9 protein-coding genes and 2 tRNA genes are annotated in these 9,956 nt (G+C 55.7%); all 11 read left to right on the forward strand.

Annotated elements, in window-relative coordinates; genetic code table 11:
- Window positions 1-187: 187 nt before the first annotated feature.
- The 11 genes from ACZCED_RS19875 to ACZCED_RS19925 all read left to right on the forward strand — a co-directional run bounded on the left by ACZCED_RS19875 (window position 188) and on the right by ACZCED_RS19925 (window position 9,656).
- Window positions 188-565 carry a hypothetical protein gene (locus ACZCED_RS19875; RefSeq protein WP_462970755.1) on the forward strand — a complete coding sequence of 126 codons (378 nt, stop codon included), beginning with the start codon at window positions 188-190 and terminating at the stop codon, window positions 563-565.
- A gap of 489 nt (window positions 566-1,054) precedes the next feature.
- Window positions 1,055-2,068, forward strand: coding sequence for a beta-ketoacyl-ACP synthase III (locus ACZCED_RS19880; RefSeq protein WP_464861523.1), 1,014 nt, complete (start codon window positions 1,055-1,057; stop codon window positions 2,066-2,068).
- 67 nt (window positions 2,069-2,135) lie between these two features.
- Window positions 2,136-3,149, forward strand: coding sequence for an NAD(P)H-dependent flavin oxidoreductase (locus ACZCED_RS19885; protein WP_464861524.1), 1,014 nt, complete (start codon window positions 2,136-2,138; stop codon window positions 3,147-3,149).
- A 93-nt stretch (window positions 3,150-3,242) separates the two neighbouring features.
- Window positions 3,243-4,211: a biotin--[acetyl-CoA-carboxylase] ligase gene (locus ACZCED_RS19890; RefSeq protein WP_464861525.1), complete on the forward strand. Its 969-nt coding sequence runs from the start codon at window positions 3,243-3,245 to the stop codon at window positions 4,209-4,211.
- 59 nt (window positions 4,212-4,270) lie between these two features.
- Complete coding sequence (locus ACZCED_RS19895; RefSeq protein WP_462970759.1) at window positions 4,271-4,831, forward strand: biotin transporter BioY; 561 nt, start codon at window positions 4,271-4,273, stop codon at window positions 4,829-4,831.
- A gap of 4 nt (window positions 4,832-4,835) precedes the next feature.
- Window positions 4,836-5,585, forward strand: coding sequence for an energy-coupling factor ABC transporter ATP-binding protein (locus ACZCED_RS19900; protein WP_464861526.1), 750 nt, complete (start codon window positions 4,836-4,838; stop codon window positions 5,583-5,585).
- Window positions 5,573-6,313, forward strand: a complete 741-nt coding sequence (locus ACZCED_RS19905) for an energy-coupling factor transporter transmembrane component T family protein (protein WP_464861527.1) — start codon at window positions 5,573-5,575, stop codon at window positions 6,311-6,313. Before ACZCED_RS19900 ends, ACZCED_RS19905 begins: the two co-directional genes overlap by 13 nt.
- A gap of 249 nt (window positions 6,314-6,562) precedes the next feature.
- Window positions 6,563-7,927 (forward strand): Trk system potassium transporter TrkA, encoded by a 1,365-nt coding sequence (gene trkA / locus ACZCED_RS19910; RefSeq protein ID WP_462970762.1) that lies wholly within the window; start codon window positions 6,563-6,565, stop codon window positions 7,925-7,927.
- Entirely contained in the window at window positions 7,928-9,376 is a 1,449-nt protein-coding gene (locus tag ACZCED_RS19915; protein WP_462970763.1) for a TrkH family potassium uptake protein, read from the forward strand.
- A 109-nt stretch (window positions 9,377-9,485) separates the two neighbouring features.
- Window positions 9,486-9,561 (forward strand) — tRNA-Lys (locus ACZCED_RS19920).
- Between the two features lie 17 nt (window positions 9,562-9,578).
- Window positions 9,579-9,656: transfer RNA gene (locus ACZCED_RS19925), tRNA-Glu, on the forward strand.
- Window positions 9,657-9,956 lie beyond the last annotated feature (300 nt).

Here is a 9,956-nt window from a genome sequence, read left to right on the forward strand (position 1 = left end):
TTATTTTAAACAAATGTTAAGGTTTAAAAAATAGTTGTAATTTTAAAGCAACGGCCATATAGTGGGCTTGATTGACGCCATCCCGGTGCGTCCGACTTTTCCGGTTCGACGCTTTGGGCGGCGGCGCCAATCTCAGACTGGCAAGGTCCTTCCCTTTTGATCAAATAAACTCAGGAATGATTGACAAATGGCCGACGATGCGAAACCTGTTCAATTTCCCATGAGCGCGTCCGCATATGCAATTTTAAAAAGGCGGGCCAAGCATCTGGGACTGTCTACCGGCAAACTGGTTGAAAACCTGCTGGCATCCATGGAACTTCGTCTGCAACGGGCATATGCGGCTGCGTATATTACTGAAAATCAGGTCTCAGAAAAATCTGACAAGTTAATGATCGAGGCGATCCTGATCGGCGATGGGGAAGGCTGGTCCGACAACTGGGAAAACAAGAAAATGGCACAGTACCTTTCATTTGTGCGCAAAGACATCCTCAATGACCTCAACCAGTCGTCGACATGGACCCCTAAGATTCACATTGCCGATGATGACGCGGAAAAAGAGGAATAACCCGATCGAAAACGCGGGCTTTTTGTAAGATAATCGATTCAGGCAGCCTGCCTGTTCTGAGGTGTCACAGCGAGTGGATTTCCCACTGCTTGCGGAAGGAATCGCCTGCGAACCGACAATAACTAGTTTTTCGTTTGTTAGGGGTAGTAAAATAAGTTAACAATGTTTACGTTGCCGCCGGAATGAAGCGGTGCCGATCCCGCAGGAACTTCACCGTTCATTTCATAAAGATAAATTTAATATAATTAACAATCATTTATATCAATATTTAACCCTCCTTCGTCACGCCGGCCATTTCGATTCGCTGCACGCTCCATATAAAAACCTTGACAATGCCATGGCTTTAAATTACTTGCAGCTTGCATTCGACTGAGATGAAAATTATTTAAAAACAGGCAATTAAAAGGGTTAAGATTTCCTAAACACCTTTTTGTAGACAATTTGCCGCCACACGGGTTTATTTTTTTTGCATAGGGGAACTGACGATCCATGAGGTATGCTGCCACAATTATCGGAACCGGCTGCGCATTTCCTGAAAGCCGGGTAACCAACGATGACATCGTCGATCGGCTGGAAAAGGACAATATCTCCACCAACGACCAGTGGATAAGGGAGCGCACCGGTATCCGTGAACGACGGTTCTCAGATATAGAGAACCCGGACGAGCACAATTCCTCCCTGGGTGTGGCAGCGGCCAAGCAGGCGCTTGCCATGGCCGGTCGGACACCTGCTGACATCGATCAGATCATTTATGCCACCTGCACCCCGGATACCCTGATTCCTTCTACGGCCTGCTGGCTGCAGCATAAACTGGAAGCTCCCCAGGCCTGGGCCATGGATATCAATGCGGCGTGTTCAGGTTTTATTTACGGACTGGCCACGGCCGATAAATTCATCCAGTCCGGCCAGACCCGCACGGCACTTGTGGTCGGCGCCGAGGTGCTCAACCCCTTCATCAACTGGCGGGACCGGGGTTCATGCATTATTTTCGGCGACGGCGCCGGTGCCGTTGTCGTGGAACGCACCGATGCCGATGCGCCGGCACGGATCCTGTCCAGTCATCTGCTGTCTGACGGCAACCTTTGGGAATTGCTATATATTCCAGCTGGCGGATCACGCAAGGAGGTTACTCCCGGCCGTTTTTCGAAAAACCTGCATAAAATACGCATGTATGGCAAGGAGATTTTCAAGGTCGCCGTTCGCACCCTTGCCGAGTTTGCCACGCGGTCCCTTGAAAGCAATGGATTTACCATTGACGATATCGACTGGTTCATTCCCCACCAGGCCAATTACCGGATCATCGAGGCCGTGGCCAAACGCCTGCACTGCCCCATGGAAAAGGTGGTGGTGAATGTGGACCGATACGGCAATACATCCGCGGCCACCATCCCCACAGCCCTGGATGAGGCGGTGAGGGATGGCAGAATACAAAAGGGACAGCTGATCCTGCTCGACTCCTTCGGTGCCGGCCTGACCTACGGTGCCATATTGATGCGGTGGTAGGATCGTTCGACTGAACGGTCTGCAGCCGAGATACGATTCAGGCGCCAATCCAAACGGGAGGAAGAAAATGCTTCTTGACCGATTCTTTGAAAAAGGCCGGCAGTTTTTAGGTTGCGAGGTTCCCATCATGTGCGGTGCCATGACCTGGGTGAGCGATCCTAAGCTGGTCAGCCATATGGGCCGCTGCGGTGGTTTCGGCCTGCTGGCCGGTGGAAATGCACCCGTTGACGTGCTGCGGGCAGAAATCGAAAAGACCCGGTCCATCTCCGACAAACCTTTCGGTGTAAACCTGATCACCATTGCGCCGGCGTATCAGGAACAGCTGGCAATGGTCTGCGAGATGGGATGCCGCGTGATTGTTTTTGCCGGTTCGATTCCCAGGGAAAATGAGATCCAGCGCGCCAAAGAGAGCGGGGCGCGTGTCATCTGTTTTGCGCCAACCGATCAGCTGGCCTTAAAGCTGATCAAAATGGGTACCGATGCGCTGATTCTGGAAGGCTCGGAAGCCGGTGGGCATATCGGGCCCGTATCCCTGACCGTGCTGATCCAGCAGATCCTGTTTAACGTGGACTCGGTGCCCATTTTTGTGGCCGGCGGGATTGCCACCGGCAGGATGATGGCCCACCTGCTGATGATGGGTGCTGCCGGGATCCAGATGGGCACGCGTTTCGTCATGTCCGAAGAGTGTGCGGTGCATCCCAATTTCAAAGAGACCTTCAGGCGGGCCAAGGCCAGGGATGCGGTGGCCACACCGCAGTTCGACAGCCGCCTTCCCGTCATACCGGTGCGTGCGCTGAAAAATGTGGGTACGAATGAATTCGGCAAGCTGCAGTTGAACCTCATTCAAAAGCTTGAGGCTGACGCCATCGATCGCGTGGAGGCCCAGTACGAGGTGGAACGCTTCTGGATGGGCGCGTTAAAAAATGCCGTCGTTGACGGGGATATGAAAAAGGGATCCCTCATGGCCGGCCAGAGCGTCGGATTGGCGGACAAAATTCTGCCCCTTCAGGGCATTTTCGATGAGTTGGTCAACGATGCCGAGGCTGAATTGCAGCGACTTGCCAACATCTTTGCCCACTGATCCGCTTCGATCGTTTTACCTGATTGATTCAATATAGTGTTGACATCCTCTCCGTAGTTTGGTTAACCATTATTTTTATTTTAGGTTAACCAAATGGACCCTAAACAAACCATCTACAACATCCTGAACCGGGCCGATGGGGTGATCTCCGGCGAAGCCCTCAGCACTGAACTGGGCGTCAGCCGAGTGGCCATCTGGAAACACGTCCAGGGGCTCATCAAGTCCGGTGTCCCCATTTACTCCTCCCCCAAGGGCTATCGTATGCCCCCTGATCCGGACAGCCTGGTGCCGTGGGCCTTCGACAAATGGCGAGACCGTGTCCATTTTTTTACGGAGACCGGTTCGACCATGGACGAGGCCATGGTGATGGCGCGAAAGGGATGTGCTGAATTTACCGTGGTTGCGGCCCAACGACAGTGCCGCGGCCGGGGTCGCATGCAGCGAACCTGGCTGTCGGACGATGGCGGGCTTTATTTCACCGTTGTCGTGCGCCCGGATATCCCCATGCTGCTGGCCGGTCTGGTGAACCTGGCGGCAGCCGTGGACATGGCCCATCTCCTGCGGTTTCAATACCGGGTGGACGCGCGTTTGAAGTGGCCCAACGATATCCTGGTCGAAAAGCGCAAAATTTGCGGCCTTTTGTCCCAAATGGAAGCCGAAGGGGATCAGGTGGCCCACATGAATATCGGCATTGGCCTCAATGTCAACAATGCTCCTCAAACCGAAGTGCCCATCGCCACATCCCTCAAGGCGCTGCTGGGTCGACCCGTGCCGCGCCGAGAGATCCTTGTCGCCTTCTTGAACCTGTTTGAAAAGCGCATGGCGGCCTTTGATCCCCGTGTGGTCGTTGACGAGTGGAAATCGAACAATGTGACCCTCGGCCGTCAGGTCCGGGTCCTTACCCACAAGGAGAGGGTTGAAGGGACTGCCGTGGATATGGATTCCCGTGGTGGCCTGATCCTTCGGCTGGCCGATGGGTCCAACCGAACCGTAGTGGTTGGCGACTGTTTTATTGGTGGCGAGGATGAACCGCCGACTGACCCAGTAGTGGTGGGTCGATAACGCCGTTTTCATGCTTTCAACCCCGGCAAGGCAACCAAGGCCGACGGAGAACGAATTACATGGATGCATCCGCACAACAATTGAAACGAATGGTGTATGCGGCCCTCATGGCCGCCCTGACAGCCGCCGGGGCCTACATTGCCATCCCGGTCGGTCCGGTGCCTATTGTCCTGCAGAACCTGTTTATCATGCTGGCGGGTCTGCTTTTGGGCGGCCGCTGGGGATTGACCAGCGTAGCGGTTTATCTGCTGGCCGGCGCCGCGGGCCTGCCGGTATTTGCCGGTGGTACCGGCGGCATCGGAAAATTCCTAGGGCCAACCGGCGGGTACCTGCTGGGATTTGCCGGTGCCGCCTATCTGATCGGCATCATTTCGGAAAACGGTCGGGGGCGTGTGGCCATCGATGTGATGGCCATGGTCGCGGGCACGTTGATCATATACGCATTCGGCGTTTCATGGCTCAAGGTGGTCACGGGAATGAGTTTTTCCAAGGCATTCACCGTGGGCATGCTGCCCTTTCTCATCGGTGATGCCCTGAAAATCGCGGCCGCCATACCCATCGCCCGGGCGCTGCGCCCGATGATCGACGGCACGTTCACCGCCGTAAAAGCTGCCGAATAAAGCCGTGTCCATCATTCAGACCAGCCACCTTTCTCATCGCTTTGCCGACGGCACCCAGGGGCTCGACGACGTCACCCTCAGCTTTAGCGAGGGGGAATTCACGGTGATCGCCGGTGCCAACGGCTCCGGCAAAACCACGCTGCTGCGCCACATCAACGGCCTGCTCTTTCCCGGATCCGGGACGGTGACCGTATCTGGCAAGTCGGTGAAAGCGGATCCATTTGCCGCCCGGCAACAGGTGGGCCTGGTTTTTCAGGATGCCGACAGCCAGATTGTCGGTGAGACCGTCTACGATGATGTGGCATTCGGTCCGGAAAACCTTTCGCTCGGGCGGCAGGAGATCGACCAGCGGGTAAACCGGGCGCTGGCGGCCGTCGATCTCTCCGGGTTTGAAAACAAAACGTCCCACCATCTTTCCGGTGGTGAAAAGCGTCGTCTTGCCATTGCCGGGGTGCTGGCCATGGCCCCCCGCGTGCTGATGATGGACGAGCCGTTTTCCAATCTTGACTATCCGGCGACCTGCCGGGTGCTCGATCATATTCTCGACCTTCACAAAAACGGCCACACCATCATCATCACCACCCACGACCTGGAGAAGGTTATCGCCCATGCCCAGCGACTGGTGGTCATGGCAAATGGCCGCGTCGTAAAAGACGGCATGCCGGCCGACGTGATCGACGGCATCGAGCGATACGGCATTCGACTCCCATGCTCCGTGCAACTCGGTCGAGGAATCCGTCCATGGGCGAACTGACCGCCATCGGCTTCAGGCCCGGCCGATCGCCGCTTCACCGGCTGGATCCCAGAACCAAGCAGGCGCTGCTACTAGGGCTCAGCGCAGCGAGCCTGTGGGGAAAGCTGAGTTTTTTAGTGCTTTGCACCGTCGTGATGATGTTTTGCGCGAAGGCTTCCGGTTTGCGTATTTACCGGATGATACGTGAACTCCGGTATTTTCTCCTATTTCTCGGCTTTGTCTTCGGTGTCCGGGCGATGACATTCACCGGCGGTTGGACGCCCACCCTCCGTCCGGACGCTGCGGCAGAAGCGGTGACGGTGTGTTGGCGCCTGTTGCTGGTTGTCATCATGGGACTGCTGTTGATGGCGACGACGCGGACGGCCGATATCCGAGCCGCTCTGGTCTGGTATCTGAAACCGGTACCCGCTGTCGATGAGAAAATGGCGGCCACCATGGTGGGGCTGGTGGTGCGTTTTCTGCCGGTGATCCTCTATCAGGGGGCCGAAATAGCAGATGCCCAGCGTGCCAGGGGGATCGAAAGGCGCAAAAACCCGCTGACCCGGCTGATGCGGTTCTCGATTCCCTTGTTCCGCCGAGTCTTTCTAAGCGCAGACGAACTGGCCGCGGCCATGCAGGCCCGGTGCTACAGCGAGCACCGGACCCTTCCCGACCTCATTTTTACCTGGCGTGACGGCATGGCGGTGGGCGCCGTAATTCTCATATGCTCGACGGTGTTCCTTCCATAAACCGGTTTCTCGATCCCCATGCCGACGCTTATGAACCGCGATAGCGGGGACATTTCCCATAGGGTTGCCGGAGCGATTCATTGATTCCGCTGCCGGGGCTGCACGGGGCCTGCAATCATGACCAACGACTGGCTATCGTTACGGACCCGATTGCTCGAGCATGCATGCCACGTTGTTTGACAGCGCATCGGCGGTGGTGTAAGGCATAACGGCAAAATACCAGGCAGGTGAAAAAAGGGGAGTAACGCGTTGAAAATTGTCATTGTGGGTGCCGGTGAGGTCGGGTTTCATATCGCCAGCCGTCTGGCTCGGGAAAATAAAGATGTCGTGGTCATCGATTTTGATCCAGAGGCACTGAAACGGCTTTCTGAAAGCATCGACGTTCAGACGGTCGCCGGTTCAGGGAGCAGCCCCGCCATCCTGGAAGAAGCCGGCATCCGTGAGGCTGAAATCATGCTCGCCGTCACCGATTCCGACGAGGTGAACCTGGTGGCCTGCCTGATGGCCGATACCCTGTCTCCCACCACCAAGAAGCTGGCCCGGCTGCGGGGCGCCGATTTTGACCGCTATCACGATACGTTCAAGGTAAACCCGCCCCATATCGATACGGTCATCAACCCCGATATCGAGGTGGTCCGGACCATCGAACGCCTCATGAGCGTGCCGGGTGCGGTGGACGTGGGCGAATTTGCCGACGGCCGCATCAAGTTTGTCGGTGTCTATCTGGAACCCGGTTCCCGCCTGGCCGGTGTTCGCCTGGCTGACCTGCCAAGCGTCCTCAAAGAAGATCGGCTCCTGATTGCCGCGGTGGTTCGCGACGACCAGCTGATCATCCCCAAGGGGGACAACCACCTGCGCGATGGCGATCTGGTTTATTTTATCAGCGAAGAGAAAAACCTGTTCAGGCACCTCTCCATCTTCGACAAGCACGCCACGCCGGTAAAGCGGGTGCTGATCGTCGGCGGGGGGCGGATCGGCTACCGGTTGGCCAAAAGGCTTGAAGACAGGTCGCTCTCCTGCAAAGTCATCGAAAAACGCGCCGCCCAGTGCAGTTTCCTGGCCGAACAGCTGGAGCGCACCGTCGTGCTCCACGGTGACGGGTCGGACCAGGGCCTGCTGGTGGAAGAGAATATTCAAGACATCGACCTGGTGGTTACCCTGACCAGTGACGAAGAGACCAACATCCTGGCCTCACTATTGGCCAGACGGCTGGGCGCCAAGAAAACCATCACCCAGATCAACAAGTTCAGTTATTTTTCGCTCATGTCCGCCATCGGAATCGAACAGGTGGTCAGTCCGCGGCTGTCGGCGATCAACACCATCCTGCAGCATATCCGTAGAGGGAAGGTCCTGTCGGCCATATCCATTAAAGGGGAAGAAGGGGAGGTGATGGAGGCCTTGGCGCTGCCAACGTCCGACATCGTATCCAAGCCCTTAAAAAAGATCGCATTCCCCAAGGGATCCATGGTCGCCGGCATTATCCGTAAAGAGACCATCATCATCCCCGGCGGCGACAGCGTCATCGAACCGGAAGACCGGATTATCATTTTCGCCACCCGTGAGGCCATACCCGGCGTCGAGAAGATTCTTGCCGTAAAACTGGAGTATATTTAATTGCGCTGGCGCTATATCCTCAACACCGTCGGGGTCTTGACCCTGTTTTTCGGCGGGACCATGGTGGTTCCCCTGGCCTTCGACCTGTTTGCCATGGATCGCAGCCTGATGCCGCTGGTCAGAGCCATGGGCATTACGCTGGTTTGCGGAATCGCCCTGATGGCCTTGTTCCGGCACGAGAAGACTGACACCATGAGCCAGCGCGAAGGCATGGCCATTGTCTCCCTGGGATGGACGGCCATCGGCCTGTTCGGGGCATTGCCCTTTTATTTTTCCGACGCATCCTTTTTCTTTGTGGATGCGTTTTTTGAATCGGTTTCGGGATTTACCACCACCGGTTCATCGATTCTGACCAATATCGAAGGGTTGAGCCCAGGGCTGCTGGTCTGGCGCAGTTTTATCCAGTGGCTGGGGGGAATGGGCATCATCGTTTTGTCCATTGCCATCCTTCCCTTCCTGGGTGTCGGCGGTATGCAGCTTTACAAGGCCGAGGTGCCCAGCCCTGTGCCGGACAAGCTCAAGCCCCGCATCCGCGACACGGCATTGATCCTGTGGAAAGTATATGCCCTGTTCACCGTAGCCGAAACGCTGCTGCTGGTGATCGGCGGTATGAGCTTTTTCGATGCGCTTAACCATGCCTTCACCACCATGCCCACAGGTGGCTTTTCAACCAAAAACGCGTCGGTGGCCCACTTCGACAGTGTCTATATCGATATCGTCATTACGGTGTTCATGCTGCTGGCCGGAATCAACTTCTCACTTCACTACCAGCTTTTGAAGGGACGCCCACTGGCCTTCTGGAAAGATTCGGAGTGCCGGTTCTACCTGGCCATGTGCCTGGTATTGACGCTCGTGGTCGGGGTCGACGTCTACGGCACGGTGTATGCGGATGCCGGCCAGGCCCTGCGTTACGCCGCCTTTCAGGTGGTATCCATCGTGACCACCACCGGCTACGCGACGGCCGACTATGAATTGTGGCCGGGCATGTCCCAGATCATTCTCTTCATGTGCATGTTCGTGGGCGCGTCGGCGGGGTCCACCGGCGGCGGCATGAAGTGCCTTCGCATCATGCTCGGCTTCAAGTACTGCTACAAAGAGCTGTTTTCCATGATTCATCCGCGGGCCGTCTCCCACATCAAGATCGGCGGGAAAACCGTACCCGAGGATGTCGTGAGAAGTGTTCTCGGATTCCTGGCGCTCTACATGGCCCTGTTTGCCCTGTCAACCGTACTGCTGGCCGGCACCGGTGTCGATTTTGTCACCGCCCTCGGGGCGGTGGCCGCCACGATCGGAAATATAGGGCCGGGGTTTGGCATGGTGGGACCGGTTGAAAATTTTGCCCAGATTCCCTACTGGGGAAAATGGCTGCTCTCCTGGTGCATGCTCCTGGGACGATTGGAGATTTACACCCTGATCATTATCGTCGTTCCCGAATTCTGGCGTAAATGAAAAAAGGGCTTAATCTTTGAATTCACGACCCCTCGGAACCAAAAAAAATGGTCCGCCAATTTTCATGTTGACAAACCGTGGTTGGGCGTGTAGTTACGTTTTTTCTTTTGGGCCGTTAACTCAGTCGGTAGAGTATCTGCCTTTTAAGCAGAGAGTCGTTGGTTCGAGTCCAACACGGCCCACCAGAAGGTAAAATGCTTGCGTCCCCATCGTCTAGCCTGGCCCAGGACACCGGCCTTTCACGCCGGCGACAGGGGTTCGAATCCCCTTGGGGACGCCACTTACATCATATATTTTATTCCCTATGTAAGGCCGCTTACGCAGATCCTACCTGCCGGGCGGCTTTTTTGTTCTTAAAAGTGAGTTGTTGATGGCTTTCTGTTTTTGTCGTGGCTCACCAAATTCATAAGCACCATTTTTCCATTGTCCCACAGGCGATTTTAAGTGCATCGCGGACGCGTCCCCCAACCATAATTTTCTATCATACGAGCCAGTTTTTGAAGAAGCAATTTGTGCAATGCATAAATGACGTTCTTTTATTCTATCTCCATTTTGCTAATCAACAACATAAAATTATAAA

This window comes from Desulfosarcina sp., from assembly GCF_055467485.1.

What these genes read in the sequence shown, in the direction of transcription:
- ACZCED_RS19875 (WP_462970755.1), top strand. Translation starts at nt 188, where the DNA reads ATGGCCGACGATGCGAAACCTGTTCAATTTCCCATGAGCGCGTCCGCA.
- ACZCED_RS19880 (WP_464861523.1), top strand. Translation starts at nt 1,055, where the DNA reads ATGAGGTATGCTGCCACAATTATCGGAACCGGCTGCGCATTTCCTGAA.
- ACZCED_RS19885 (WP_464861524.1), top strand. Translation starts at nt 2,136, where the DNA reads ATGCTTCTTGACCGATTCTTTGAAAAAGGCCGGCAGTTTTTAGGTTGC.
- ACZCED_RS19890 (WP_464861525.1), top strand. Translation starts at nt 3,243, where the DNA reads ATGGACCCTAAACAAACCATCTACAACATCCTGAACCGGGCCGATGGG.
- ACZCED_RS19895 (WP_462970759.1), top strand. Translation starts at nt 4,271, where the DNA reads ATGGATGCATCCGCACAACAATTGAAACGAATGGTGTATGCGGCCCTC.
- ACZCED_RS19905 (WP_464861527.1), top strand. Translation starts at nt 5,573, where the DNA reads ATGGGCGAACTGACCGCCATCGGCTTCAGGCCCGGCCGATCGCCGCTT.